Raw genomic sequence first — 25,598 nt, forward strand, 5'->3', positions numbered from 1 at the left:
AAAGCGGCCCTGCCGCTCCCCTGAATACTTGACCGGGAGGGGGAGGGTTCATAATTAGTCCTATGCAGAAAAATACGCCTTCGTCTCAGAATGATTCGTCTTTCCCCAAGCTCTGGCCGTTTGAGGAAGCCCGTAAACTGGCCGCCCGCGTGGCAGACAGGGACCCCAGCAAACCGGTTCTGATGGAGACAGGCTATGGCCCCTCCGGCCTGCCGCATATCGGCACGTTTGGCGAGGTGGCCCGGACGACATGGGTCCGTCAGGCCTTTGAGAAGCTGACAGGCCGCAGGACCCGTCTTCTGGCGTTTTCTGATGACATGGATGCCCTGCGCAAGGTGCCGGGCAATGTCCCCCAGCAGGAGATGCTGGCCGAACATCTCGGCCTGCCGCTCTCCCGCATTCCCGACCCGTTTGGCACGCATGAGAGCTTTGCGGCGCACAATAATGCCCGCCTGCGCCAGTTCCTCGATGCGTTCGGGTTCGATTATGAATTTGCCTCCGCAACCGATTACTACACGTCCGGCATCTTCGATGCGGCCCTGAAGCGTGTTCTGGAAGAGCATGACCGTATCATCGAGGTGATCGCGCCCACGCTGGGCAGGGAGCGGCGGGCGACCTATTCCCCCGTGCTGCCGATCCATCCCGAGACGGGCCGTGTCATGCAGGTACCCATCATCAGCGTGAACCCGGAGGCCGGAACGGTCGTCTGGAAGGATGAGGATGGAAAGAGCTTCGAGACGTCCGTCTATGGCGGGCAGGCCAAGATGCAGTGGAAGGCCGACTGGGCCATGCGCTGGTATGCCCTGGGTGTCGATTACGAGATGTCCGGCAAGGACCTCATCGACAGCGTGAAGCTGTCCTCCAGGATATGCCGCATCCTTGGCAGCGAGCCGCCGCTGAACCTGACCTACGAGCTGTTCCTTGACGCCAACGGGCAGAAGATCAGCAAGTCCAAGGGAAATGGCCTTTCCGTGGAGGAGTGGCTGCGGTACGGCCCGTCGGAGAGTCTGGCGCATTACATGTTCCAGCAGCCGACCCGTGCCAAGCGGCTCTATACGGACATGATTCCCAGAGCCACGGACGAATATCTGGCCCTTGTACAGAAGGGCGGGCAGCAGGATACGGAGGAGTTCCTCTCCAATCCGGTATGGTTCATCCATGAGGGGAAACTGCGTCCGCAGGATACCAGCCCGGTTTCCTTCACGGCCCTGCTGAATCTGGCCAGCGTGGCCAATGCCCGGGAAGTGGAGACGCTCTGGAAGTTCCTGCGCCGCTATGATTCCAGCCTGTCGCCGGAGACGCATCCTTATGTGGCACGGCTGGTGCAGCATGCCCTGGATTACTTCAATGAGCGTGTCCGTCCGACCAAGGTGTTCCGTGCTCCGACGGAAACGGAGCGCAGGGGGCTGGAAGACCTTGCGGCAACCCTGAAGACCGTTCCGGACAATGCCACGCCTGATGACGTGCAGAATGTCGTGTTCGAGGTGGGCAAGCGGTACTTCGCCAAGCCGGAGCTGCGGTCCTGGTTCGGGTGCCTGTATGAGGTGTTGCTGGGCCAGAAGGAAGGCCCCCGTTTTGGCATCTTTGCGGCCCTGTTCGGGCTGAAGGAGACCGTGACCCTCATTGATGAGGCCTTGGCCCGTCCTGACGGGGCGACCGGAGAGGCCGTGACAGAGGAGAGCAGGGGCTAAGGCATGGCGGATCACTCCGGTGTTCCGTCCTCCGGCGGGGAAGCATCCCCGCCGTCTCCTGTCGGGGTACGGCTGAGACTTCTGCTGATGCGCCTGCCGGCACTGGTCGGGCTGGTCCTGCTCGTCTTCGCCGTCTGGGTGATCTGGCGGGAGATACAGCATCTCTCGTTGCAGCAGGTCATGGGCGGGCTTCATGCCATTCCTTCCGCAGCCTTGTGGAAAGGGGTGGGGGCCACCGTGCTGTCCTATGCCATCCTGTCCTTCTATGATGGTCTGGCCTGTCATCATGTGCAGGCCGGTGTCCCGTGGCGGCGGTCGGCCTTCGTGGCGTTCTGTTCCTACGTCCTGTCCCATAATCTGGGCTGTGCGGCCATCTCGGGCACGGCCGTGCGGTACAGGCTGTACCGCAACTGGGGCGTGCCGGGCGTGAAGATCGCCGGCATCGTGGCCTTCTGTTCCATCACGTACTGGCTGGGAATGCTTGGGCTGGTGGGTCTCATCCTGCTTACCCAGCCTGCCATCATCCCCTATGTCCGGCAGATGCCGCACTGGATGACGACACTGGGAGGTGGCGGCTGTTTCGTGCTTCTGCTGGCCTATGTGCTGCTGCCCTGCTGGAAGCGGGAAATACGCCTGTACCGATGGACCCTGACCTTTCCTGACTGGCGGATCGGGCTGGGGCAGATACTGTCCAGCATGGCGGACATGTCCGCCACGGCCCTGATCGCCTGGTGTGTGCTGGATACGCTGCCCGGTGGAAGCGGCCTGACGTTCGGCGGATTTCTCGCCATCTATATCGGGGCCTATACGGCGGGGCTTCTGGCTAATGTTCCGGGCGGGCTGGGGGTGTTCGACAGCACCATGCTGCTGGCACTGTCACCGTGGTTTTCCGTGCCGCACATCATGGCCGGAATTCTGGTTTTCAGGCTGTTCTATTACATCATCCCGCTGCTGCTGGCGGGCGTGATGTTCGCTGGGAATGAGCTGCTCATCAAGGGAGCTTCGCTGCTGGCCCGTTTCGGCAGGACGATGGAGCACAGCCAGAGCCTGCGTTCATCCGAGGCGGATTTTGCCACGATCGTTGCCACGGGCAGTCAGGCCATGCTGGGCATCGTCATCGTGGTCTATGCCCTGCTGGCTCCCTTGCCGCAGTTCCATTCCTTCTGGCAGGCCATCGTGCTTCAGGGGGCCGCCTTCCTGCTGACGCTCATCGGGGTCATGCTGGTCGGGCTGTCCTTCGGGCTGTCCCAGCGGGTGGTGCTGGCCTGGAGGCTGTCCGTCGGGGCCCTGTATGCCACGCTGGCCATACTGGCCGTGCGGCAGGCGCACTGGGTGGCCTTTGTCGTCGTGCTGGCCGTCCTGCTGGTGCTTCTGCCGTTCCGCAAGAATTATTACCGTCAGGCCTACTGGCGGGTGGAGCCGTTCTCTCCGTTCATTCTGGCTCCGTTCTCCCTCTGGCTGTGTGGACTGTCCGGTGTCAGCTGGATCGTGAGGCAGCGTCATCTGGGGCATGTCTGGTGGCGGTCGCTGATCTATGACGCCCATACGGCGGTTGGCCGGTGGTTTCTGGGCGGGGCGGCCCTCTGCTGTGTTCTGGGCTGCTGGCTGGCCCTCCGCAGGACACGGATTCATGTCACGCCGTGGAACATGGACACCCGCATCCGCTATGGCTGCCTTGAGGAGTCCGGTCTGGCTCTTGCCCTGCCATGTGGGCAGCTTTTCATCCCGGACGGGATGCTGCCGGATGCGACGGGCAGGGCGGCCTGTGCCGTGGTCCGGCTGAAGCCGTTTCTCCTGTCGGAGCCGGTCCTGCTCTGTCTGGGGGGAGCCGTGGGGGCCAGGGGGCGGCGGGCCGGTGCCGTGTGGCGGCTGCGTGATTATGCCGTGCAGGAGGGCTGCCGACTTGCCGTCCTGCAATATGGCGCACGGCAGGCTGACATCTATGCGTCATTCGGTCTGGGGCTGTTCTCTCTGGAGCAGGACGAGGGCTGGTTTCTCGTCTGCCGCCCGGAAGACTATCACGCCCTGAGGGCGGTTCTGGGCCTTCAGGCTCCGCCGTCCTCCTCCTCCTCATCATCATCATAGAAGGACATACCGTCCGGAATGGTCAGGTCCGGTCTGGCCGGGTAGGTTTCGAGGAGCCTGTACTGCTTTTCGTTTCCGGCAGGGATGACCTCCATCAGGCTGACATGGTCGACCGTCATGCTGGAGCTGTGGAACAGGTTGTGACGCTGTATCCAGGGGATGAGGTCGGTCGGTGAAGCAGGCGGCAGGCGGCCGATCGTCAGTTCCGGCACGGCGGGGCGGCGGGGCGGTGGAAACCCGGCCCGTCGCAGGGCAGAGGCCAGACGTTTCTGAAGGGCGACAAGCGGCTGCTGTGGCGTGACCCCGACGGTCAGACGGTCCTCCGTCTCGCCCATCTGGTGGCCGACCTGATGCAGGGCGAGGCAGAATGGCTCCCAGTGAAGCCGGGACAGGGCCATGTCGAGTTCTTCCATCTCCGGTCGGCTGGTGATCCGTCCGAGATGCTGGAGAGGGATCAGGCTCCGCTCGGCCGGTGTCCAGTGGACATCATCCAGACTGCCCCGCAGCAGGCCAAGTTCAGCCTGGAGGGTCGGGGGAAGGGTGAGGAAAAGGGAGAGTTTCATGCAGGCCTCCCGCCAGAAGGGAGATTAACGAAAAGAAAGACAGGGTTTCAGGGGGGCTGTCTTGACTTGGGGGGAAACTACCCCACATTCTACCCGGACGATAGGGGCGGTCATGATGGACCGTTCCTTCACGATATTTCTGGAATACAGGTGTCATGGCTTTCCATTCCGACTTTGAAGCAACACAGGGACGTACGGCGGCCGCCTTCGATGCAGGCCTGCGTGCTTACATGCTGCGTGTCTATAACTGGATGGCACTCGCTCTGGTGCTGACGGGGGCGACGGCCTATGCCGTCGTCCATACGTCGCTCCGTGCACTGTTCTTCCACATCGTGCAGAGGGGCGACATGTTCTCGGTCGCACCGACGGGACTGGGGATGGTGAGCATTTTTGCACCGCTGGCCTTCATCCTGGTCCTGTCCTTTGGCGTGAACCGTCTGTCCCGCTCCACGGCGCAGCTGCTCTTCCTGCTCTTCAGCGTGGCCATGGGGATCAGCATGGCGTCCCTTCTGCTGGCGTATACGGGGGCGTCCGTGGTCCGGACCTTCTTCATCGCCGCCTCGCTGTATGGCGTCATGTCGCTCTGGGGTTATGTGACCAACCGCTCCCTGATGGGTATGGGCAGTTTCCTGTCCATGGGACTCATCGGGCTTGTGATTGCCTCTCTGGTTAACATGTTCCTGCCTGCACATGGGCTGACGGTGCTGATCTCTTTCGTCGGAGTCCTGCTCTTCACGGGGCTGACGGCCTATGACACTCAGCGCATCAAGCTTTCCTACCAGCAGTATGCGATGTCCCTGCCTGCCGGGGAGCTGGGGAAGATGGGGGTCTATGATGCCCTGACGATGTATCTGAACTTTGTGAACCTGTTCCAGTTCCTGCTCCAGTTTACCGGCGTGCGGTCGGATGGCCGTGACTGATCCGTGATGAGTCGGATTGTTGCGCAGGCATGAAAGGGGCCGTATGGCCCCTTTTTTGTTGCGATTTTTTGCGACTGGAAAGAAAATAAGAAATTAAGCGTTACAGTTCTTGTTTTTAATGATTTTCTGGTGTTTTCTTGGGAACGGCGGATAACCGGTCTTTTTCTAAAGAAGACCGAATGGGTTCCTTTTTTTTGTCAGGCTTGCCCCCTTGTAATCTCCGCTGTTCAGGAAGATTAAAGTGGACGGCACTGGGGTCTCTGGGCTCCATATTTCATTTTGAGTACGGGGAGAGTTTCTCCCTGTTGTCAGGATACGAACGGGAAAGGCACATACAAGATGACAACGTTCGGTGGCGATTGCGCTATCCTGACTGTGTCAGAAAGTGTTCTCGCTTTTCTATGGCAGAACAACAGATAGAGGCAGGATCCATGAAAAGACTCTGGCGATTTTTCCCGGCGTTGCCTGCATTGATGCTGTCGGGCTGTACGGTTGATCTTCTTCAGCCGGCCGGTCCGATCGGGGAAGGTAATCGCGACATGATGGTGCTTGAATGGGCCGTCATGATGTGCGTTGTGGTTCCGGTGATCATTGCGACACTCGTATTCGCCTGGAAGTACCGGGCTTCAAATACGAAGGCGGAATATCTACGGAACTGGTCACATTCCAACAAGATTGAAGTGTTCATCTGGGGCGTACCCATTCTCATCATTCTTGTTCTGAGTGGCTTCAACTACTGGAGCACGCACTATTACGACCCGTACAGGCCGATCTCCAAGGAGATGCAGGTAAAAGTCGGTGCGCCCAATGCAAAACCGCTTCATGTGGAAGTGATTTCTCTGGACTGGAAATGGCTGTTCATTTATCCGGACCTTGGGATCGCAACCATCAACGAGCTGGATGTCCCCACGAAGACGCCTCTGGATTTCCGGATCACGTCTGACAGTGTGATGACGTCCTTCTTCATTCCCCAGCTGGGATCCCAGATCTACAGCATGGCCGGGATGGAGACGCAGCTCCACCTGATGGCAAGCCGTCCGGGCAACTTCCAGGGTGAGGCCGCCCAGTATACGGGGCCGGGCTTCTCCGACATGCGCTTCCGCACCATTGCCATGCCGCAGGAGCAGTTCGACGCCTGGGTGCAGAACGTCCGCAGTGGCGACAACCCGCATGTCGTCAAGGAAGCTCTGGACGCACAGACCTACAAGAAATACCATGCTCCGCCGCCTGCCCCGCATGACGAGGCACCGAAACCGGCTCCGGTCATGTATTTCTCCAGCGTACAGGCTGGGCTGTTTGAGAACGTCGTTGCGCAGTACAACGTCGGCATGACCCATGACCATCATGGGAAGGACATGGATGAGAAGTCCATGGACATGCATTCCGGATCTCATTCGGCAGCACCTTCCAATACCGGCATGTGAGGACTGATCTAAAGATGCTCGGAAAACTTACCCTTTCAGCCATACCGTATGATGTGCCGATCCTTGTCGGTACGTTCATCGGTGTGGCCGTGATCGGGATCGCCGTGCTTGCGGCGGTCACCTATTTCAAAAAATGGGGTTACCTGTGGCGCGAGTGGCTGACCACCGTCGACCATAAGAAACTCGCCATCATGTACGTCATCCTTGGCCTGGTCATGCTCGTGCGTGGCTTTGCCGATGCGCTGATGATGCGAACACAGCTTGCCCTTGCCTACGCAGGAAACCCCGGTTACCTGCCGCCGCACCATTATGACCAGGTCTTCTCGGCCCATGGTACGATCATGATCTTCTTCATGGCCATGGTGATGATGCAGGCCCTGTTCAACTTCGTGGTGCCACTGCAGATTGGTGCACGCGACGTCGCGTTCCCGCTGATCAACTCGATCAGCTTCTACATGACGCTCGTCAGTGCCATCCTCATCAACATCTCCCTCTTCATTGGTGAGTTCTCCAATGTCGGTTGGCTCGGCTATCCGCCGATCTCCGAACTGCAGTTCAACCCCGGCGTCGGTGTGGATTACTACATCTGGTCGGTGCAGATCTCCGGTATCGGTACGCTGCTGACGGGAATGAACTTCCTGACGACGATCATCAAGCTGCGTGCCCCCGGCATGAAGTGGATGCACATCCCCGTCTTCACATGGACGGCCTTCTTCGCCTGCATCATGATCCTGACGACCTTCCCGGTCCTGACGGTCTCCATGGCTCTGCTGGCTCTGGACCGTTATGTCGGGATGCACTTCTTCACCAATGATGGTGGCGGTAGCGTCATGCTCTACCTGAACCTGATCTGGTCCTGGGGTCATCCGGAAGTTTACATCCTCATCCTGCCTGCCTTCGGTGTGTTCTCCGAAATTGCGGCGACCTTCTCCGGCAAGCCGCTCTTCGGTTACGCCACGATGGTCATCGCAACGGGTATCATCACCTTCCTGGGCAGCCTCGTGTGGGTGCATCACTTCTTCACGATGGGTTCCGGTGCGGACGTGAACACCTTCTTCGGCATCATGACGATGTTCATCGCCGTGCCGACGGGTGTGAAGATCTTCAACTGGCTGTTCACCATGTACAAAGGGCGTATCCGTTTCGAAGGTCCGATGCATTGGATCGTCGGCTTCATGATCACCTTCTCCATCGGTGGCATGACGGGCGTGATGATGGCCATGCCGGCAGCGGACTGGGTCGTACACAACTCCCTGTTCCTGGTGGCCCACTTCCACAACGTCATCATCGGTGGTGTGTTCTTCGGCTACGTGGCCGGTCTGAGCTACTGGTTCCCGAAGGCTTTCGGCTTCAAGATGCGTGATGTCTGGGGCAAATGGGCGTTCCGCTTCTGGTTCGTCGGTTTTTACCTCTCCTTCATCCCGCTCTATGCTGTCGGTCTGGAGGGCATGACCCGTCGCATGAACCACTATGACAACCCGAACTGGCATCCCTGGCTGCTCGTGGCCTGCGTGGGCGTGTTCGTTCTGGCTGCCGGTGTGGCCTGCCAGCTCATCCAGTTCGTCCTCGCAGCGTTTGACGCCGTCAACAAGAAGCCGGATGCGCTGGATCTCACGGGTGACAACTGGGGTTCCGGTCGTACGCTGGAGTGGTCCATTCCGTCTCCGGTACCGCACTACAACTTCGCACGTCTGCCGGTCGTCCGTGGCCTGGACACGTTCCACATCGAGAAGGAGCTGGGCCGTCCGGCACCGGTCGCCGATCTGGAGCCGATCCACATGCCGAAATACTCGGCCGTCGGTCCCGTCCTGGGTGCCTGCGGGCTGCTCATCGGCTTTGCGCTGGTCTGGCACATCTGGTGGGCCGTCATCGTGGGGCTGGTCGTGGCTTTCTTCACCGTGGTTCACCGCAGTGCGAACCTCGATGTTGATTTCTACGTGACGGTGGAAGAGATCCGCGCTGATGAAGAAGCTTTTGCCCGGCGGCTTGCCGCTGCCAAGGCAGCAGAGTAAAGGGAGGCGATGAACACCATGTCTTACGACGCAACTCATGCGCCCTCTGCTCATCACGATGAGCATGAGCACCATCAGCAGGAAACCACGATCTTCGGTTTCTGGATCTACCTGATGACGGACTGTATCATTTTCGGCACGCTGTTTGCCGTCTTTGCTACACTCTGCCATCACTTCGCTGGTGGGCCGACGGGCAAGGAGCTGTTCGACATCAAGAATGTTGAGATCGAAACAGCCATCCTGCTCTTCTCTTCCATCACCTACGGCTTTGCTTCCATCAACGCCCACAAGAAGAACAAGGGTGCCGTGCTGGGCTGGCTTCTGCTGACCTTCCTGCTCGGCGTGTCCTTTGTCGCTCTTGAGATCAACGAGTTCCACGAACTTGTGGCCCGTGGCGCAGGTCCGGACAGGTCCGCCTTCCTGTCTTCTTTCTTCACGCTGGTGGGGACGCATGGACTGCACGTCACGATCGGTCTGATCTGGATGCTGGTCCTGTTCTTCCAGATCATGGGCAAGCAGGGACTGAGCACCCGGATGCAGACGAAACTGACATGCCTGAGCCTGTTCTGGCATTTCCTTGACATCGTCTGGATCTGCGTCTTTTCCTTCGTCTACCTGGGGAGTGTTGTCTAATGAGCGGAAATCATACGACATCGCACGAAGGTGAGAATCACGGGTCTTACGTCTCCTATATCGTAGGGTTCGTTCTGGCCGTGGTCCTGACGGTGGCGTCCTTCGCCGCCGTCCTCAGCAAGGCCTTCTCCTTCTGGCAGACGATTGCCGTTCTCGGTGTGCTGGCAGCGGTCCAGATGGTTGTCCATCTGGTCTTCTTCCTCCACATGGGGGTGAAGAGTGACTCGCAGCGTCAGAATCTGGCAGCGTTCCTCGTGACGGCCCTGATGGTCCTGATCGTGATCGCTGGTTACCTGTTCGTCCTCTGGGATGCTCAGGCAAACATGATGCCCGGCTGACAGCCCGTCATCATGTCTGTGACATGGAGGAACCGGTGGGGGGAGACCTCCACCGGTTTTTTCATGGCTGCCTGTCACTTCAGCAGTGCAGGCAAAGAAAAACCCTGAAGGCAGCACCTTCAGGGTTCATTCGTTCATCGGAAGGGAAAAGGCTGGTCAGTCCTTGTGCGGCTCTTCGGAGAGCATCTCACGCTTGCCTTCCTTCCCGTTCCATTCCTCACGGTCGGCCGGGGGCGTGCCTTTCTGGCTCATGTTCGGCCAGATGGCGGAGTATTTGGCATTGATCTCCATCCAGTCGGCGGCACGGGCATCACTGTCGGGGAAGATGGCTTCTGCCGGACATTCAGGCTCGCACACGCCGCAGTCAATGCATTCATCAGGATTGATGACGAGGAAGTTCTCACCGGCGTAGAAGCAGTCAACGGGGCAGACTTCCACACAGTCCATGAACTTGCAGCGAACACAGTTTTCTGTGACCACATAGGCCATTATTGCCGTCTCCGGTTTGGTGTTGCAGGCCAGCCAAACGGCCCATTTCAAAGATTCCAGCACTGATATGCCGAAAGCGGAGGGCCTTTTGCAAGCCTATTGTCAGAAATTGGCCGTCTTTTCCTCGATCCGTTCATAAAGGAGAGCAGCCTCTCTGGCAGGGCCTCGCCGCTCTCCCAGCTGCATGACACGCCATATGCATACCTCTCCCTGACGGTGGGGAGAGGCGAAGCTGACGATGTCTCCCGGCCGGAGGCGGGCATGGGTCTTGTGGGTCCGCTGCCCGTTGATGCGAACCCGCCCCTTGCGGATGAAGGCGGCACACAGGCCACGGGTTTTGGCCAGGCGGGTGTAATAGAGCCAGAGATCAAGCCGCTGTCCGTCCATCATGATGATCTGCCAGATGACCAGTTCTGGAGGGCGGCGAATGGTGAGTCGGCCTGCTTCCGGGCGGCTTTCTGCTCCCTGCGGCCCTCAGATGGTTTCTTTTGCCGGTTCCTGAGTCGTTCCGTGCCTTTCTGGCGGCCGGAAGGCCGTGTGTCCCTGCGGCCCGTCCGACCCAGAATGATGAGGGGCGAGGCGACGCTATACTGCCCGGCCGAAAGCGGCTGCGGCGCATGATGGGGAATGTTCAGGCTCTTGAGCAGGGCGGGCAGCAGGGCCGCCTTTATCCCGAGGGATGAAGCCAGTGTGTCGGGAGCCATGATATTGCGGCCGGGCTGCCTGCCATGAGGGCGAAGGGTGGAGAGCAGGGCATCCAGCCTGTCCAGACGGACATGCACGGGGCCGGCCTTTTCCCAGCCCGGCGGGGGGATGGGATGGCCATCGCTTGTGAGACAGATGCGGGCGGCATTGGGTGTGGCCTGCTGGCGGTCATGCCAGATGTTGTGGAGCAGGACCATCATCGGCAGGCAGGTCGCGCGGAAAAGCTGCGGGCAGTATATCTGCCGCCAGCCGATGCGAACCCCGCTGCGGTGCAGGCGTTTTCTCTCGGCAGGGGTGAGGGTGCGGTCTTCGGGCAGGGTAGGGGTGGTGCCGCCATCCTCCCGCAGGCGGTAATAGAGGCCACGCAGGGTGGGACTGTCCTGCAGCTTGTCTTCCAGACGGAAAAAGAATTCCAGAATGCTGCTGATCCGCTCCGTCATCAGGGCCTGAAGATGGGTCTGTACCTGTCGGCTCTGGTGGTTGTCCTGAAACTCACCGGGCAGAAGCTGGATGAAGGGGTGAAACAGGTCATCGCCCCGCACGAGGGTGGCAATGGGGGCACCTTCCCAGTGAATCTGCCTGTCATCGGTCAGGGTGAACCGGCTGATGTCCTGTGTGAGGAAATGGCGTATCCGGGCGGGCATGGCCTGCCGCAGGGCACGCCTGCCCGCCCGGCGCAGCAGGTCGCCTTCCCGACTGTCGGCGGGTGTGTCGATCTGCATGGTGAAGCCCACGATCTGCCCGACCTCGTGCCCTTCCACGATGATGCGGTTCTGGGGTGTGACGGCATGGAGAGCCTCGGAGGCCGCCCCGGGTTCAGGACGGCGGAGCAGGGCGGTGGCCCGCCTGTTGACGAAGCGTTCCTTCAGCCGTTCATGCAGCGTGTCGGAGAGGCGGTCCTCCACGGCACGGCAGCGTTCCTGCCACTGGCGGCTCTGGTGCATCCAGCCCGTTCGGGCAGCCACATAGGCGCAGACCCGCACGCCGGAGAGCCGGTGCATCAGCGTGTCCATGTCGCCATCCAGCCTGTCTAGCCCTCTCAGCTGGCCTTCCATCCACGCTGGAGGAATGCGGCGATGTTTCAGGAGGTCAAGGAACAGGCGGGCGCAGAGGCGTGTGTGGCTGCCGTCGCCCAGCTTGCGGAAGTCCGGAATCTGGCAGACATCCCAGAGCAGTTCCGTTGCCTTATGTCCACGGGCCACCTCCCGGATGTCGTCCATCTGCATGAGGCCGGTCAGGACATCCAGATCGGAGGCCGTGCGTCCGGTGATCAGGCCGGGGCGGGGAGGCTTGCGCATCAGGCTGCTGAGGAGCGTCTCGGGCGAGGTGTAATCCAGAGCCGTCTGCCGCCAGTAGACGGCCTTGATGGCCTCGAACTCATGGTCTTCTACTGCCTTGACGAGCTGCTGGCTCATGGGCGGGCAGGAGGCCGTCGTGCCGAAGGTGCCGTCTCTCATGCCCCGGCCAGCCCGACCGGTGATCTGGGCGACTTCCTGCGGCGTGAGGGCACGGGAGTTCTGGCCGTCAAACTTGTGCAGGGCGGCGAGGGCGACATGGTCCACATCCATGTTCAGCCCCATCCCGATGGCATCGGTGGCCACGAGATAGTCCACGTCCCGGTTCTGGTAGAGGGCGACCTGGGCATTGCGGGTACGGGGGCTGAGACGGCCCATGATGATGGCACAGCCACCCCGTTTCTGCCGGATGGCCTCGGCAATGGCATATACCTCCGTGGCGGAGAAGGCCACGATGGCCGAGCGTGGTGGCAGGCGGGTGAGATTGACCGGCCCGATGTTCGTCAGCCGGGAGAGACGTTCCCGGGTCTCGATCGTGATGCCGGGAACCAGCTGCCGGAGCAGCCCCCGGATGGTCTCGGCCCCCAGAAAGAGCGTTTCTCCCCTGCCACGGGCATGGAGGAGCCGGTCGGTGAAGATGTGGCCACGGTCCGGGTCTGCGGCGAGCTGTATCTCGTCAATGCCGACAAAATCCACCTTCCGGTCCAGCGGCATGGCCTCCACCGTGCAGGAGAACCAGCGGGCCCCCGGCGGGATGATTTTTTCCTCTCCCGTCAGCAGGGCGACATGGCGTTCGCCCTTCAGCTTCACGAGGCATTCGTAATTCTCCCGTGCCAGCAGGCGGAGGGGAAAGCCGATGATGCCGCTCTGGTGCGCCATCATGCGGGTTAGGGCGTAATGGGTCTTGCCGGTGTTGGTGGGGCCGAGTACGGCATGGATCATCCCCGTTGGCTGGGAGGCGGTCGGGGCAAAGGATGGATGTGGTCCCGTCATGACTGGAATGATCTTGCCTGAATCGGATAAAAGCAAGACATTCCATGCAGTTTTTCAGGAAGGCCAGAGTCACGCTCTGGATGATGGGACGGTATCCATATGTCTGACGCTCCGTTTTTGCCCCTCTGTACCTCTGGCGATGGTGGGGTGGTTCTGCCTCTCCATCTGGTGAAGGTGGGTGATGAGGCGACCCTTGCCTGCCTGTTGGGAGAGCATGAGGCGTTCCTGCGGCGGCAGGGTTTCGAGGGGCGTGCGGGGCAGTTCACCTTCCTGCCGGGTGGCTCCGGTGTGGTCGGGGCCGTGTTCTGCGTGGAGGAAGGGCGAGGCCCCATGCCTTATGGTGTCCTGCCTGCCCATCTGAAGGAAGGATGCTGGCAGCCGCAGCCCGAAGGGCAGGAGGAAGCCGCTCACGACGCCCTGCTGGAGGAGCTGGTTTTGGGGTTCTGCCTTGGGGCCTATGACCATTCACTGAAGCACGAGGGAAGCAAAGACCGGAAGACGGGGCCGCAACTCTGCATCCCGGCCAGTCTCGGGAAAGAGGCCCGGATTCTGGCCCGGGCCGCCTGGCTGGGGCGGGACCTCATCAACACGCCCGCTAATCTCATGGGACCGGCGGAGCTGGCCGCCGCCGCCCGCAGGATGCTGGAGGAGCGGAAGGTTGCGGTTGAGCTGGTGGAAGGTGAGGCTCTTGAGAAAGCCTATCCCTGTCTGGCGGCGGTGGGTGCCGGGTCGGACAGGCCGGCCGTGGTCGTGATCGGCCGTCGGGACGGCCGGAGCAAGGATGCTCCCCGCCTGTCCCTCGTGGGAAAGGGCGTCTGCTTCGATACGGGCGGGTATGACATCAAGCCCGGCTCCTCCATGGCAAAGATGAAGAAGGACATGGGCGGGGCCGCCCTGATGCTGGCACTGGCCTGTGCCCTGCTGGATGCCGGAACCGACATTGCGCTGGAAATCCGCCTCGGCTGTGTGGAGAACAGCGTCTCCGGCCATGCCATGCGCCCGGGAGACGTGCTGACAACCCGCAGGGGGCTGCGTGTCGAGGTGGGCAACACGGATGCGGAAGGCCGTCTCGTTCTGGCAGACCTTCTGGCAGAGGCTGCCGAGAGCCAGCCTGACGTCCTGCTGGATGCGGCGACGTTGACAGGAGCCGCCCGTGTGGCTCTGGGGCCTGATCTGCCCGCCCTTTTCAGCAATGACGAGGAGCTGGCGGAGCATATCCTGGCCTCTGGCAGGGAAGCTCACGACCCGCTCTGGCAGCTGCCGCTCTGGGCCGATTATGACGGCTGGATGGACAGCTCCATTGCGGACTGCAACAACCTGTCATCCCGCCCGATGGCCGGGGCGATCACGGCGGCCCTGTTCCTCCAGCGTTTCGTTCCGGAAGGGCAGACATGGGCGCATGTGGACACCTATGCGTGGAATGACACGGCCCGGCCCGGTCGCCCCGCAGGTGGGGAGGTGCTGGCCCTGAGGGCACTTTTCCGTGCGTTCTCGGAAAGTTTCTGAAAAGAAACAATTTGTAATGAGGCCCGTAGCCACCTGTTTTTCCTGCTGAACGCAGCGAAAAACAGGTTTTGGAATGGCAGACCTGCACTGAGGGTGCTTGTCATTTCGATGCAAAAACGTCACAAACTGGTCGGGTAATCGAGCCATTCCCATGAGAGCGTGACCTCATGCCGTGTCAGCGGGCATGAGAGGTCGAAAAATGGGACTGGAACCTGAAACTGGAAGCGACGAGGCCTTAATTATGAGTCGGAATGCTGATAACCGCATGCTTCAGCTGCTGCGTGATACGATCGTTTCCACGGTGCGTGGCGAGGGGCCGGACCTGTCGGCCCGTCAGCTGGCTGTGTTCCTGAGCTGCTATCTGGAGGACGGGGCGCATACGGTGCGGGGGCTTGCCCAGTCGCTCAACGTGTCCAAACCGGCCATCACCCGTGCGCTGGACCGGCTGAGCGAGCTGGACCTGGCCCGCCGCAAGGTGGACCCGCTGGACCGCCGTTCCATCCTCGTCCAGCGTACGCTGAAGGGATCGGCCTATCTGCGGGGTCTGCGTGGCGTGATGGAAGAGGCCTGTGGTGACGACATTGTCGTCCGTGCCCCGGTGCTGTCTTCCGTGGCCTCGTTCCAGACCCGTCGGGCTGGCTGACCTCTTGCCTGAGCCTGTCCCTTTCCTTGATCTGGCCGCCCAGCAGGCACGCCTCGGTTCCGGCCTGCGGGAGCGTCTGGACAGGGTGCTGACCCATTGCCGCTTCGTGATGGGGCCTGAGATTGAGGAGCTGGAAGAACGGCTTGCCCGGTATGGCGGGGCACGACATGCCATTGGCGTGTCCTCCGGGACGGATGCCCTGCTGGCCGTGCTCATGGCCGAGGATGTCGGCCCTGGGATGGCGGTCTTCCTGCCTGCCTTCACCTACACGGCCACGGCGGAGGTCGTCCTTCTGTTGGGGGCGACGCCGGTGTTCGTGGATGTGGATGCCCGGACCTTTCAGATCAGCCTGCCGTCACTGGAGCAGCGTCTGGCGGATGTCCGGCGGGCCGGTCGGCTGGAGCCGAAGGCCATCATCGGGGTGGACCTGTTCGGGCAGCCGGCCCCGTGGGATGAGCTGAATGGTCTTGCCAGCCGGGAAGGACTTTTCCTGATTGCGGACTGCGCCCAGTCATTCGGAGCCTCCTACAGGGGGCGCAGGCTGGGGCATGAGGCGAGGGCGACCACGCTGTCCTTTTTCCCGTCCAAACCTCTGGGCTGTTACGGGGATGGCGGGGCCATCCTGACGGATGATGATGACAGGGCCGCCCTGTATCGTTCCCTGAGGAGCCACGGCGAGGGGCGGCAGAGATACGAGGTCCGGCGCATAGGCCTTAATGCCCGGCTGGACAGCCTTCAGGCGGCCGTCCTGCTCGCCAAGATGGACGTCTTTGATGATGAGCTGAAGCGGCGTGAGGCCGTGGCCCGGGCCTATGATGCCGGTCTGCCATCTCTGGTCCGTCCTCCCGCCCGGGTACCGGACAGCCGGAGTGCTTGGGCTGTCTATTGTGTGACCCTGCCATCCCGTGCCCTGCGTGACAGTCTGCGTGACTGTCTGTCCGGGGCCAACGTTGCCACGGCCATCTATTATCCGAAGCCTCTTCATGAGCAGCCCGCCTATCAGGCACGGCATGATGGTGTTGCCCTGCCTGTGGCTGAGACGGTAGGAGGGCAGGTGCTGGCCCTGCCGATTCATGCCGATCTTTCGGATGAGGCTGTCGGGCGGGTCCTGGCGGTGATTGATCAGTGGGCGGAGGAACAGGGTGACACGCAACAATAAGCTTCTTCTGGTTTTCGCAGTCGCCGTGATCGTCCCGGTGGTGCTGATATGGACGGTGGCCTGGCCCATCCTGCGCCCGTGGAACCTGCCGGATGTCACCCGTGGAACCGTGCATGAGGCCGGAGACGAGCGCAACCTGATGGCGGATGAGATTGCCGCCATGAACCAGTGGCTGCATCAGCATCAGACGGGCTGGGGCATCGCCGGTGAGATTCCTCCCAAGGATGTTCCGGCTGAGGCTGTCTATCAGCTCACCAGTACGGATGGACGGGCCATCATCCTGTCAACGTGGCATTTCCGGCATGGTGCCGACGTGGTGGGCATCCAGACCAGAACGGGCGGAGCGTACCGGATGCGTTCCTTCGAACGGGGCACGCTCCACCTGCCGGACTAGGCGGTCCGGGAAGCTGGTCTCATTTTTTCTTTGAGGAAGGGTCCAGCTCTTCCTCTTCCTTTTTGGCGGCGGCCATTTTCTCCTGCCTGTTTTTGGCGATTTCCTGATGCGTCAGCTCGCTGGTCTCCAGCTGTGTCTTGGTGGCGTCGGCCAGGGGTTGGGTGGCCTTGTCGAACATCGCCAGAAGGGCTGCCGTGATGGGGGAGGCCAGGACAAGCCCCGGCACCCCGAGGATGGACCCGAAGACGCTCTGGGACAGGATGGCCAGTGCGGGCGGCATGTGGACGGCCCGCCGCTGGATGAGGGGAGCCAGGATGTTCCCCTCACAGAACTGGATGACGCTGTAGAGGATGGCGACGAAGAGGGCCTCCCTCGTGCCAAGGGAAAGGCTGATGAGCAGGGCGGGCACGGCCCCCAGAATGGCCCCGATATAGGGGATGAAGTTGCATAGCCCGGCCACGACCCCGAGGGCCAGTGCCAGCGGAATGCCGATCAGATACAGGCCGATGCCGGAGAAAAGGCCGACGGCCAGCATGTCCAGTGCCTGTCCTGCCGTCCAGGCCCAGAGGGTGTTGCCTGCGCTGTAGAGGAGGTCACGGGCTGATTCCCGCTGGTAGGGCGGCACGAGGCGCAGGAAGCCGTTGATGTACAGGGAAGGCGACACGGCGAAATAGAAGGCGGAGATCAGCACGACGAAAAGCGTGCCGACCAGCCCGAAGGCACTGCCCAGAAGTCCGGTTACGGACCCGGCGATGCCGAAGCCGAAGCTGCTGAGGGGCGTGGTCCTGTCATTCCCGCCCAGTGAGACGGGGAGATGGTCCAGCACCATCTGTCCGATGGTGGTCTGGGAGAGGTGGTAGCGTATGTCACCAGACTGGACGACCAGAGCGTTCTTTAGGCTGATGAACTGCTCGCCGATGGCGGGACCATTGCTCCAGACAAGAGCGGTGATGAGGCCGATGATGCAGAGGGCCACGAGGCTGACGGCTACCGGATAGGGGATGAACTGCATGTGGCGGCGCAGGATGCGGGCCAGCCCGTGCAGGACGATGGCCATCAGGGCGGCGGCAAACAGGACGGCCAGCACCTCACCCAGCAGCCAGACGGCCAGCATGATGAGTGAGAGGCAGAGCGTCAGGCGCATGATGCCGTAGATGCGGTCCAGTGCACTGGCGGGTGTCTGCTGGGCTACAGGAACGGGAGGACGGCTGAAGAAGAAAGACATCGGCTGGGCGGGTCCTGTAAGAGGCGGCTGAAGTGTGGAAGGATAATGTGGGTTATTCTGCCTGCGGTCAATTTACGGTGTTTTCAAGTTCATCCTGTGCCTCCAGCCAGTGCATTTCCGTTTCTTCCTGTTTCTGGCTGACGAGGGCGAGATCGCTGTTCAGTGTGGCGATGTCCTCGGCCCGGCTGGACTGGTAGAGGTCCGGGTCGGCCAGTTTGGCCTCAAGCTGTGCCTTGGCTTTTTCCAGCCGTTCCAGCCGTGTTTCCAGGTCACGGATTTTGCGGCGGAGTGGAGCGAGCTGGCGGGTCTGTTTCTTGCGCTGGGCACGCTGCTGGTTCCTGTCCGGCTGCGGGGTGTCGTCGTCCGTGTCTTTCCGGGACCGGGCCACCTGACGCTGGTTCTCCTGCGTGGCCTGTCTGGCCCGTTCGTCCAGCCATGTGCGGTAGTCGTCCATGTCGCCGTCAAAGGGCGTGATCGTCCCGTTTTCGGCAATCCAGAGCTGGTCGGCGACGGATTCCACCAGATGGCTGTCATGACTGATGAGAATAACGGCCCCTTCAAACTCACCGAGGGCACGGATGAGCGCATCACGGGCATCAAGGTCCAGATGGTTGGTCGGTTCGTCCAGTAGCAGCAGATGGGGAGCGTGGCGGGTGGCCAGAGCCAGAAGCAGGCGGGCCTTCTCGCCACCGGAGAGGCTGCTGACAGGTGTTTCCGCCCGTTCGGCATCCAGCCCGAAACGGGCCAGCTGGGCACGGACCTGTGGCGGGGTGGCCTCCTTCAGCGTACGGGCCATGTGCTGCACGGGTGTTTCATCCAGAACCAGCTCATCCGTCTGATGCTGGGCGAAATAGCCGACCCGCAGGCGGGAGGAGGCCTGCACCTCGCCGGACATGGGAGAAAGCTGCCCTGCCAGAAGTTTGGCGAAGGTGGATTTGCCGTGCCCGTTGCGCCCCAGCAGGGCGATCCTGTCCTCACTGTCCAGCCGGAGAGAGAGGCGGCGCAGGATGGCCGTTGCACCATAGCCGACAGACACGTCATCCAGTTTCAGCATGGGGGGTGGCAGGGCACCGGGGGCCGGGAAGGAGAAACGGGTGGGGGTATCCTCCACCACCGAATCAATCTGCGGGAGGCGGGCCAGAGCCTTCAGGCGGGACTGGGCCTGCTTGGCTTTCGTGGCCTTGGCCCGGAAGCGGGCCACGAAGGCCTCCATCTTCGCCCGCTGGTCCGCCAGCTTCTCGGCCTGCCGGTTCTGCTGGAGCCTCTGTTCAGTGCGTATCTGCACGAAGCGTTCATAGCCGCCGGGGGTGAGGGAGAGCTTCTTCTGGTCCAGATGGGCGATGGCCTGCACGCTGTTGTCCAGCAGCGCACGGTCATGGCTGACGATCAGGGCCGCACCGGGGAAGCGGGCCAGCCAGTTCTCCAGCCAGAGCGTGGCCTCGATGTCCAGATGGTTCGTCGGCTCGTCCAGCAGCAGGAGGTCTGGAGCCAGAAAGAGCGCACTGGCCAGCACCACACGCATCCGCCATCCGCCCGAGAAATCATTGACGGGACGCTGCTGCGCCGCCTGATCGAACCCCAGACCCGCAAGGATGGTGCTGGCCCGGGCTGGCGCACTGTGGGCATCGATGGCGAGCAGGCGTTCATGTACGTCCGCCAGACGGGTCGAGTCTGTCGTGCTGTCGGCCTCTGCCAGAAGGCGGGTGCGTTCCTCATGGCTGTTCAGGACCGTGTCCAGAAGAGAGAGGTGGCCGGAGGGTGTCTCCTGCTTCACCCGGCCCATCGTGGCACGGCCGGAAAGGGTGATGCTGCCGCCATCAGGGGCGATGTCACCGGCAATGGCGGCCAGAAGGGTGGATTTTCCTGCCCCGTTATGACCGATCAGTCCGATGCGCCGCCCGGGTTCGATGGTGAGGGAGGCCTGGTCGAGCAGGGTACGGCCTGCGATGCGCAAGGTAAGATCGGTAATGGAAAGCAGACTCACGCAGGCCCTCGGACGATGAAAATACGAAAAAAGATAGCCCGAACACTACCAGAAACAGGTTTTTTCCTCTAGGGGAGGCTGATTATAGACGTCTATTACTGAGGAGGGTCTTATGGCTCTGGAACGTACACTGTCCATCATCAAGCCTGATGCCACACGCCGCAACCTGACCGGCAAGGTGAATACTGTATTCGAGAATGCAGGCCTGCGCATCGTGGCCCAGAAGCGCATCCAGCTGACCGAGAAGCAGGCTGGTGCTTTCTACGAAGTCCACAAGGACCGCCCCTTCTTTGGTGAGCTGGTGTCCTTCATGTGCTCCGCTCCGGTGGTCGTGCAGGTTCTGGAAGGCGAGAATGCCGTTGCCCACCATCGTGACGTGATGGGTGCCACCAACCCGGCCGAAGCCGCAGAGGGAACCGTCCGCAAGCTTTATGCCCAGAGCATTGGCGAGAATTCCGTTCATGGCTCTGACAGCCTCGAGAATGCAAAGCGTGAGATTTCCTTCTTCTTTGCCGAGACGGAAATCCTGCCCTGATCCCTCTCTGAATGGAGAGCGGCATGGGGCATCGGCCCCTATAAGAAAGGGAGCCGGAGACGGCTCCCTTTTCTGTATCCAGCTGGTGGATTCTGTTCAGGAAATCTGGCGTCCCTCGATGAACCGGCGCAGTGTTTCCGGATAGAGGCGGTGTTCCTGCTCCAGAACACGGGCTGCCAGAGTGTCCGCATCATCACCGGGCAGGACGGGGACATGGGCCTGGGCCAGAATGGGGCCTTCATCCACACCATCCGTCACGAGGTGGATGGTACAGCCATGTTCCCTGGCTCCGGCCTTCAGGGCGGCCTCATGCGTATGCAGGCCGGGGAAGGCGGGCAGCAGGCTGGGATGGATGTTGATCATGCGGCCCTGCCACTGCTGGACAAGCCAAGGGGTCAGCACCCGCATGTAGCCTGCAAGGCAGATCAGTTCCGCACCGGAGGCCCGGACGGTCTCATCCAGTGCCCGTTCATGGGCCTCACGATCCTTGCCGTATTCCCTGTGGGGGATGCAGAGCGTTTTTATCCCGGCCCTGCTGGCCGTTTCCAGCCCAGCCGCATCGGCCCGGTTGCTGAGGACAAGAACGATCTCGGCAGGAAAGTCCGGCCGGGCGCAGGCTTCTATCAGGGCGACCATGTTGCTGCCACGACCGCTGATGAAAACGGCGATGGGGGTCTTCTTCACCATTGGTTCCTTAGCCCAGATTCAGCGGGGAGGTGAGGCGGAACGGCGTGCTGCTGCGGACGACACGGCCAATCAGCATGGCTTCTTCATCACGCTGTTCCAGCTCTGCCATGACCTTCTCCGGCTCGCTGGTGACCAGTACCATGCCGATGCCGCAGTTGAAGACCTTCAGCATTTCATCCTCGCTGACAGGTCCCTGTTCGGCAAGCCATGAGAAAATGCCGGGGATCGGCCAGCTCTGCCCGTCCACTTCCACACCCAGCCCTTCAGGCAGGACACGGGGCAGGTTCCCGGGCAGGCCGCCACCGGTGATATGGGCGCAGCCATTGATCAGCTTCTTCTCATGCAGGGCAAGGACGGTGCTGACATAGAGGCGTGTGGGCGTCAGGAAGGCTTCGGCCAGCGTCTGCTTCGGGGAGAAGGGGGCAGGGTCTTTCCAGCTCAGGCCGGAGGCATCCACGATGTGGCGGACGAGGGAGAAACCGTTGGAATGGACACCGGAGGATGGCAGGGCGATCAGGCTGTCGCCTTCATGGATGGTGGCGGGCAGCATGGCATCACGTTCCACGGCACCGACGCTGAAGCCTGCAAGGTCGTAATGGCCCTTGCCATAGAGGCCCGGCATTTCGGCCGTTTCACCTCCCACCAAGGCGCAGCCGCTTTCCTTGCAGGCATTGGCAATGCCCTTGATGATCCGTTCCGCCACGGAGACGGAAAGGCTGCCCGTTGCCATGTAGTCTAGGAAGAAGAGCGGCTGGGCACCCTGCACGATCAGGTCATTGACGCACATGGCCACGAGATCGATGCCGATCTCATCATGCAGGCCGCTTTCGATGGCGAGCAGGAGCTTCGTGCCTACACCATCCGTGCAGCTGACGAGCACGGGGTCCTTCAGACCGGCTGCCCTGGGGTCGAACAGGGCACCAAACCCTCCCAGCCCGCCCATGACACCGGGGCGTGCCGTAGCCTTGGCCGCAGGCTTGATGGCATCGACCAGGGCATCTCCGGCTTCGATGTCCACACCGGCTGCGGCGTAACTGGCACTGGGGGAGGAAGGTGTCTTGGTCATGGGGGTATGATGTCCCTGCTGGTTGATGCTGGTGCCTTTATAGAGCATCCTGCCTGAAGACGGAATGAGCGGGCTGGTCAAATCATTCAGCGATCGTGAAAGAATGATGCGGTCCCGTCCCGTCGTGGAAGCGGGGGCCGGACAGGACCGGGAGGATGGATGAGGCAGAGATGACAGGCACACGGGCACAGCTGGCACTGGACCTGCAGCAGGACCGCCCTTTTTCGGCCGAACGCTTCATAGCAGGGTCTTCCAATGCCTCGGCAAGGGCCTGGCTGGCCCGGCCCCGCTGGCCGGAAGGGCGGCTCTGGGTCTGGGGTCCTTCGGGAACGGGCAAGAGCCACCTTCTGCATGTCTGGGCGGAACAGACGGAGGCCGTGCATTTCGAGGCCGCAGCCCTTGCCTGTGACGGGGATGGTGCCCTCATGGTGGACGGGCAGGCACTGGGGCCGGGTTCGGCCCCTTTCGTCATCGACCATCTCGAGGGGCTGACGGATGAGGTCGCCCTGCTTCATCTGCTCAACCGTGCCCATGCGGCCGGACGGCGCGTGCTGATGGCTGCCCGCCACCCTCCGGCCCGTCGGGCCTTTCGGATACCGGACCTTGCGAGTCGACTGAGGGCGACGGTGACGGCCGGTCTGGAGGAACCGGAGGATGAGCTGCGGGCCACCCTTCTGCTTTCCCTTCTGGCAGAACGGCAGCTGGTCGTGTCCCAGTCCGTCACGGACTGGCTCTGGCGGCGTCTGCCCCGGACGGGTGCAGCCCTCGTGCAGGCGGTGCGGAAACTGGATGAGGCCGCCATGAAAAGGGGCACGTCCATCAACCGGACACTGGCCGTGGACGTGCTGGGGCCTCTGCTCGGTGAGGAGGAATGATGGCCGTTCATGAGGCGGCCCCTGCCGTGGTAGCCTGTCCAGCATGATTCTCATTCACCGGGTGCAGGGCTGAAATTCCTAGACAAGAATTGTCATGTTGACGGAAGGGATGTCTTATCAGGAAGATAATGAGCCGGCATTGTCCTGCGGACCAGCGGGGGAAGGAGATTATCGTGCCCACAATAGATGACGTGACGTTCACCGAGACGACGATGGCGAGCGGAGCGAAGCAGAAACACCCCGCCCGTTTCATAAACCGGGAACTTGGCTGGCTGGACTTCAACCAGCGTGTTCTGGATGAGGCCGAGAATCCGGAAACGCCGCTGCTGGAGCGGCTGCGCTTCCTGTCCATCAGTGCCGGCAACATGGATGAGTTCTATGCCGTCCGGGTGGCCGGTCTGGTGGACCAGCTGAAGGAAGGGAGCTGCAAGAAAAGCCCTGATGGCCTGACCCCGGCCCAGCAGCTTGAGACGGTGCGGCGGCAGGCCAGGCATCTCCAGCAGGAGCAGCAGCGGATATGGCAGGCCATGCTGGCCGAGCTGGAAGGGCAGAACATTCTGGTGAAGGATGTCGAAGACCTTCACCACCATGACCAGGACTGGCTGGCCACCTATTTCAGGGAGCAGCTTTTCCCCGTCCTGACGCCCCTGACACTGAACCCGACCCATCCCCTGCCTTTCATCTTCAGTGGCGGGCAGGCTCTGGTCCTGCACCTCAAGGAGCCGAAGACTCATCATCATGTCATGGATGGTCTGGTGGTCCTGCCGCAGCAGCTGCCCCGTTTCATCCGTCTGCCGGACAGGGATGAGGAAATCCGCTTCGTGATGCTGGAGGATGTCATCTCCCGGTTTGCGAAAAAGCTCTATCCGGGGATGCACGCTACCCGTGTCAGCGTCCTGCGCCTCGTCCGGGACCTCGACGCCGAGCTTGAGGAAGAGGCCGAGGACCTGCTGAACAGTTTTGAGAAGGCCGTGAAGGAACGCCGCCGTGGCGTCTGCGTCCATCTGGAGGTTGACGGCCACCTGCCCAAGTATCTTCTCCGCAAGCTGGGTGTGGCCAAGGATGAGGTCGTCCATCTCTCCACGATGGTCGGGGTGGGGGACGTGAAGCAGCTCATCATTTCCGACAGGCCCGAGCTGCTCTTCAGGCCGTATCAGGCCAGCATTCCCCAGCGTGTCCTGCAGCATGACGGAGACTATTTCGCCACGATCCGGGAGAAGGACCTGGTCGTCCATCATCCCTATGAAAGTTTTGACACGGTCGTCCACTTCCTCCAGCAGGCGGCACGGGACCCGGATGTCCTGTCTATCAAGCAGTCCATTTACCGGACATCGCATGACAGCCCGATCGTCGATGCCCTGATCGAGGCCGTCGAGGCCGGGAAGTCCGTCACGGTCGAGGTCGAGCTGCGTGCCCGTTTTGACGAGGAGGCCAACATCCGTCTGGCCCGTACCCTGGAGACCAGGGGCGTGCAGGTGGTATACGGGCTTGCCGCCTACAAGACCCACGCCAAGATGATCCTCGTCGTGAGGCGGGAGGGAGACCATCTCCAGTCCTACGCCCATTATGGCACGGGGAACTATCATCCCGGCACGGCCAGGATTTACACGGACATTTCCTACTTCACCTGCAATCCCGTGCTGGTTGAGGATTCGGCCCGTCTCTTCAACTGTATCACGGGGGCGGCTGTGCCGGAGCTTCAGGCCGTGGCCTTCTCGCCGCTCACCATCCGGCCGACACTGGAAAAACTGGTGCGGGCGGAGATGGACCATGTCCGTGCCGGGCGTCCCGGCCAGATATGGCTGAAAATGAACAGCCTTGTGGACCGGAAGCTGATTGACCTGCTCTATGAGGCATCACAGGCGGGCGTGAAGATCACCATCGTGGTGCGTGGCATGTGCAGCCTGCGTCCCGGCGTTCCGGGCCTCTCCGAAGGGATTGAGGTGCGGTCCATCGTGGGGCGGTATCTGGAACATGCCCGCGTCTTCGCCTTCGGCAACGGCCATGCGCTGCCGTCCGGTCATGCAAGGCTGTTCATCGCCTCGGCCGACTGGATGAAACGGAACATGGACCGGCGCATCGAGGCGATGGTGCCCATCCTTGACGAGGAAGCCTATGACCGCATCCTCGGGGAGATCATGGTGGTGAATGTCAGCGACACGTTGCAGAGCTGGGAAATGCAGCCCGATGGCGGCTGGAAACGTGTTGAACCTGGCCCCAGTCCGCTTTCCGCCCACAATTATTTCATGGAAAAAGCGTCCTCTTCAGATAAAGAGGCAGAAGCTCCGGTGACTCCCCAGCCGGACCCCGCAGACCTTCCGGCGATTCATGAGCCGGACGCCCAGAAAGGGGAAAGGCCCGTGAAGGAGGCATAAG

At 61.5% G+C, this 25,598-nt stretch carries 22 protein-coding genes; 14 read left to right on the forward strand and 8 right to left on the reverse strand.

Translation table 11 applies throughout. The features are described from left to right. Positions 1-62: 62 nt before the first annotated feature. Positions 63-1,691, forward strand: coding sequence for a lysine--tRNA ligase (locus CPA56_RS02070; protein WP_182040367.1), 1,629 nt, complete (start codon positions 63-65; stop codon positions 1,689-1,691). A gap of 3 nt (positions 1,692-1,694) precedes the next feature. Next, on the forward strand, positions 1,695-3,776 hold the full coding sequence (locus CPA56_RS02075; RefSeq protein ID WP_182040368.1) for a lysylphosphatidylglycerol synthase domain-containing protein: 2,082 nt from the start codon (positions 1,695-1,697) through the stop codon (positions 3,774-3,776). Here CPA56_RS02075 and thpR read toward each other — a convergent pair. Then, the gene (gene thpR, locus CPA56_RS02080; RefSeq protein ID WP_182040369.1) at positions 3,737-4,339 is read right to left on the reverse strand and encodes an RNA 2',3'-cyclic phosphodiesterase; all 603 of its coding nucleotides are present in this window, start codon (positions 4,337-4,339) and stop codon (positions 3,737-3,739) included. The genes CPA56_RS02075 and thpR overlap by 40 nt on opposite strands. Positions 4,340-4,494: 155 nt before the next feature. Between thpR and CPA56_RS02085 the strand changes: the two genes are divergently transcribed. The 5 genes from CPA56_RS02085 to cyoD all read left to right on the forward strand — a co-directional run bounded on the left by CPA56_RS02085 (position 4,495) and on the right by cyoD (position 9,666). Next, positions 4,495-5,259 (forward strand): Bax inhibitor-1/YccA family protein, encoded by a 765-nt coding sequence (locus CPA56_RS02085; protein ID WP_182040370.1) that lies wholly within the window; start codon positions 4,495-4,497, stop codon positions 5,257-5,259. Between the two features lie 473 nt (positions 5,260-5,732). Continuing rightward, on the forward strand, positions 5,733-6,683 hold the full coding sequence (gene cyoA / locus CPA56_RS02090) for a ubiquinol oxidase subunit II (protein WP_229707341.1): 951 nt from the start codon (positions 5,733-5,735) through the stop codon (positions 6,681-6,683). A gap of 14 nt (positions 6,684-6,697) precedes the next feature. Continuing rightward, positions 6,698-8,695, forward strand: coding sequence for a cbb3-type cytochrome c oxidase subunit I (locus CPA56_RS02095; RefSeq protein ID WP_182040372.1), 1,998 nt, complete (start codon positions 6,698-6,700; stop codon positions 8,693-8,695). 18 nt (positions 8,696-8,713) lie between these two features. Then, positions 8,714-9,328, forward strand: coding sequence for a cytochrome o ubiquinol oxidase subunit III (gene cyoC, locus CPA56_RS02100; RefSeq protein WP_182040373.1), 615 nt, complete (start codon positions 8,714-8,716; stop codon positions 9,326-9,328). Further along, positions 9,328-9,666, forward strand: coding sequence for a cytochrome o ubiquinol oxidase subunit IV (gene cyoD / locus CPA56_RS02105; RefSeq protein WP_182040374.1), 339 nt, complete (start codon positions 9,328-9,330; stop codon positions 9,664-9,666). Before cyoC ends, cyoD begins: the two co-directional genes overlap by 1 nt. 156 nt (positions 9,667-9,822) lie before the next feature. Here cyoD and fdxA read toward each other — a convergent pair whose 3' ends face one another. The 3 genes from fdxA to CPA56_RS02120 all read right to left on the reverse strand — a co-directional run bounded on the left by fdxA (position 9,823) and on the right by CPA56_RS02120 (position 13,148). Continuing rightward, positions 9,823-10,155: a ferredoxin FdxA gene (gene fdxA / locus CPA56_RS02110; protein ID WP_043561359.1), complete on the reverse strand. Its 333-nt coding sequence runs from the start codon at positions 10,153-10,155 to the stop codon at positions 9,823-9,825. 102 nt (positions 10,156-10,257) lie between these two features. Further along, positions 10,258-10,545, reverse strand: coding sequence for an RNA-binding S4 domain-containing protein (locus CPA56_RS02115; protein WP_195805073.1), 288 nt, complete (start codon positions 10,543-10,545; stop codon positions 10,258-10,260). After that, positions 10,542-13,148, reverse strand: coding sequence for a helicase-related protein (locus CPA56_RS02120; RefSeq protein ID WP_229707279.1), 2,607 nt, complete (start codon positions 13,146-13,148; stop codon positions 10,542-10,544). The genes CPA56_RS02115 and CPA56_RS02120 overlap by 4 nt, the downstream gene beginning before the upstream one ends. A gap of 99 nt (positions 13,149-13,247) precedes the next feature. Between CPA56_RS02120 and CPA56_RS02125 the strand changes: the two genes are divergently transcribed. From CPA56_RS02125 to CPA56_RS02140, 4 genes are all read left to right on the forward strand, one after another. Further along, positions 13,248-14,654, forward strand: a complete 1,407-nt coding sequence (locus CPA56_RS02125) for a leucyl aminopeptidase family protein (protein ID WP_182040375.1) — start codon at positions 13,248-13,250, stop codon at positions 14,652-14,654. Positions 14,655-14,895: 241 nt separating this feature from the next. Further along, positions 14,896-15,297: a MarR family transcriptional regulator gene (locus CPA56_RS02130; RefSeq protein WP_182040376.1), complete on the forward strand. Its 402-nt coding sequence runs from the start codon at positions 14,896-14,898 to the stop codon at positions 15,295-15,297. 4 nt (positions 15,298-15,301) lie between these two features. Continuing rightward, the gene (locus CPA56_RS02135) at positions 15,302-16,456 is read left to right on the forward strand and encodes a DegT/DnrJ/EryC1/StrS family aminotransferase (protein WP_182040377.1); all 1,155 of its coding nucleotides are present in this window, start codon (positions 15,302-15,304) and stop codon (positions 16,454-16,456) included. Beyond that, positions 16,440-16,850, forward strand: coding sequence for a hypothetical protein (locus CPA56_RS02140; protein WP_182040378.1), 411 nt, complete (start codon positions 16,440-16,442; stop codon positions 16,848-16,850). Before CPA56_RS02135 ends, CPA56_RS02140 begins: the two co-directional genes overlap by 17 nt. A gap of 19 nt (positions 16,851-16,869) precedes the next feature. Here the strand turns inward: CPA56_RS02140 and CPA56_RS02145 are convergent, their stop codons facing one another. Together CPA56_RS02145 and CPA56_RS02150 are read right to left on the reverse strand one after the other, a co-directional pair. After that, the gene (locus CPA56_RS02145) at positions 16,870-18,075 is read right to left on the reverse strand and encodes an AI-2E family transporter (RefSeq protein ID WP_182040379.1); all 1,206 of its coding nucleotides are present in this window, start codon (positions 18,073-18,075) and stop codon (positions 16,870-16,872) included. 67 nt (positions 18,076-18,142) lie between these two features. Next, on the reverse strand, positions 18,143-20,059 hold the full coding sequence (locus tag CPA56_RS02150) for an ABC-F family ATP-binding cassette domain-containing protein (protein ID WP_182040380.1): 1,917 nt from the start codon (positions 20,057-20,059) through the stop codon (positions 18,143-18,145). A gap of 112 nt (positions 20,060-20,171) precedes the next feature. On the opposite strand from CPA56_RS02150, the gene ndk reads away from it, so the two are divergent. After that, the gene (gene ndk / locus CPA56_RS02155; protein WP_043560494.1) at positions 20,172-20,594 is read left to right on the forward strand and encodes a nucleoside-diphosphate kinase; all 423 of its coding nucleotides are present in this window, start codon (positions 20,172-20,174) and stop codon (positions 20,592-20,594) included. A 96-nt stretch (positions 20,595-20,690) separates the two neighbouring features. Here the strand turns inward: ndk and purN are convergent, their stop codons facing one another. Both purN and purM read right to left on the reverse strand, forming a co-directional pair. After that, a complete protein-coding gene (purN, locus tag CPA56_RS02160; RefSeq protein ID WP_182040381.1) occupies positions 20,691-21,281 on the reverse strand; it encodes a phosphoribosylglycinamide formyltransferase in 591 nt (196 codons plus the stop codon). A 7-nt stretch (positions 21,282-21,288) separates the two neighbouring features. After that, positions 21,289-22,347, reverse strand: coding sequence for a phosphoribosylformylglycinamidine cyclo-ligase (gene purM / locus CPA56_RS02165; RefSeq protein WP_182040588.1), 1,059 nt, complete (start codon positions 22,345-22,347; stop codon positions 21,289-21,291). A 155-nt stretch (positions 22,348-22,502) separates the two neighbouring features. On the opposite strand from purM, the gene CPA56_RS02170 reads away from it, so the two are divergent. After that, the gene (locus tag CPA56_RS02170) at positions 22,503-23,222 is read left to right on the forward strand and encodes a DnaA/Hda family protein (RefSeq protein WP_182040382.1); all 720 of its coding nucleotides are present in this window, start codon (positions 22,503-22,505) and stop codon (positions 23,220-23,222) included. 167 nt (positions 23,223-23,389) lie between these two features. Next, positions 23,390-25,597: an RNA degradosome polyphosphate kinase gene (locus tag CPA56_RS02175; RefSeq protein ID WP_407645634.1), complete on the forward strand. Its 2,208-nt coding sequence runs from the start codon at positions 23,390-23,392 to the stop codon at positions 25,595-25,597. Position 25,598 lies beyond the last annotated feature (1 nt).

The sequence above is a fragment of the Bombella mellum genome (assembly GCF_014048465.1).
GTDB lineage: Bacteria > Pseudomonadota > Alphaproteobacteria > Acetobacterales > Acetobacteraceae > Bombella > Bombella mellum.

Excerpts from the sequence above, each read along its gene's own strand:
- cyoA (WP_229707341.1), top strand. The coding sequence starts at position 5,733 with ATGCTGTCGGGCTGTACGGTTGATCTTCTTCAGCCGGCCGGTCCGATC.
- ndk (WP_043560494.1), top strand. The coding sequence starts at position 20,172 with ATGGCTCTGGAACGTACACTGTCCATCATCAAGCCTGATGCCACACGC.
- CPA56_RS02115 (WP_195805073.1), bottom strand. The coding sequence starts at position 10,545 with ATGATGGACGGACAGCGGCTTGATCTCTGGCTCTATTACACCCGCCTG.
- cyoD (WP_182040374.1), top strand. The coding sequence starts at position 9,328 with ATGAGCGGAAATCATACGACATCGCACGAAGGTGAGAATCACGGGTCT.
- CPA56_RS02145 (WP_182040379.1), bottom strand. The coding sequence starts at position 18,075 with ATGTCTTTCTTCTTCAGCCGTCCTCCCGTTCCTGTAGCCCAGCAGACA.
- purM (WP_182040588.1), bottom strand. The coding sequence starts at position 22,347 with ATGACCAAGACACCTTCCTCCCCCAGTGCCAGTTACGCCGCAGCCGGT.
- purN (WP_182040381.1), bottom strand. The coding sequence starts at position 21,281 with ATGGTGAAGAAGACCCCCATCGCCGTTTTCATCAGCGGTCGTGGCAGC.
- CPA56_RS02125 (WP_182040375.1), top strand. The coding sequence starts at position 13,248 with ATGTCTGACGCTCCGTTTTTGCCCCTCTGTACCTCTGGCGATGGTGGG.
- fdxA (WP_043561359.1), bottom strand. The coding sequence starts at position 10,155 with ATGGCCTATGTGGTCACAGAAAACTGTGTTCGCTGCAAGTTCATGGAC.
- CPA56_RS02095 (WP_182040372.1), top strand. The coding sequence starts at position 6,698 with ATGCTCGGAAAACTTACCCTTTCAGCCATACCGTATGATGTGCCGATC.
- thpR (WP_182040369.1), bottom strand. The coding sequence starts at position 4,339 with ATGAAACTCTCCCTTTTCCTCACCCTTCCCCCGACCCTCCAGGCTGAA.
- CPA56_RS02070 (WP_182040367.1), top strand. The coding sequence starts at position 63 with ATGCAGAAAAATACGCCTTCGTCTCAGAATGATTCGTCTTTCCCCAAG.
- CPA56_RS02170 (WP_182040382.1), top strand. The coding sequence starts at position 22,503 with ATGGATGAGGCAGAGATGACAGGCACACGGGCACAGCTGGCACTGGAC.
- cyoC (WP_182040373.1), top strand. The coding sequence starts at position 8,714 with ATGTCTTACGACGCAACTCATGCGCCCTCTGCTCATCACGATGAGCAT.
- CPA56_RS02120 (WP_229707279.1), bottom strand. The coding sequence starts at position 13,148 with ATGACGGGACCACATCCATCCTTTGCCCCGACCGCCTCCCAGCCAACG.
- CPA56_RS02085 (WP_182040370.1), top strand. The coding sequence starts at position 4,495 with ATGGCTTTCCATTCCGACTTTGAAGCAACACAGGGACGTACGGCGGCC.
- CPA56_RS02130 (WP_182040376.1), top strand. The coding sequence starts at position 14,896 with ATGAGTCGGAATGCTGATAACCGCATGCTTCAGCTGCTGCGTGATACG.
- CPA56_RS02075 (WP_182040368.1), top strand. The coding sequence starts at position 1,695 with ATGGCGGATCACTCCGGTGTTCCGTCCTCCGGCGGGGAAGCATCCCCG.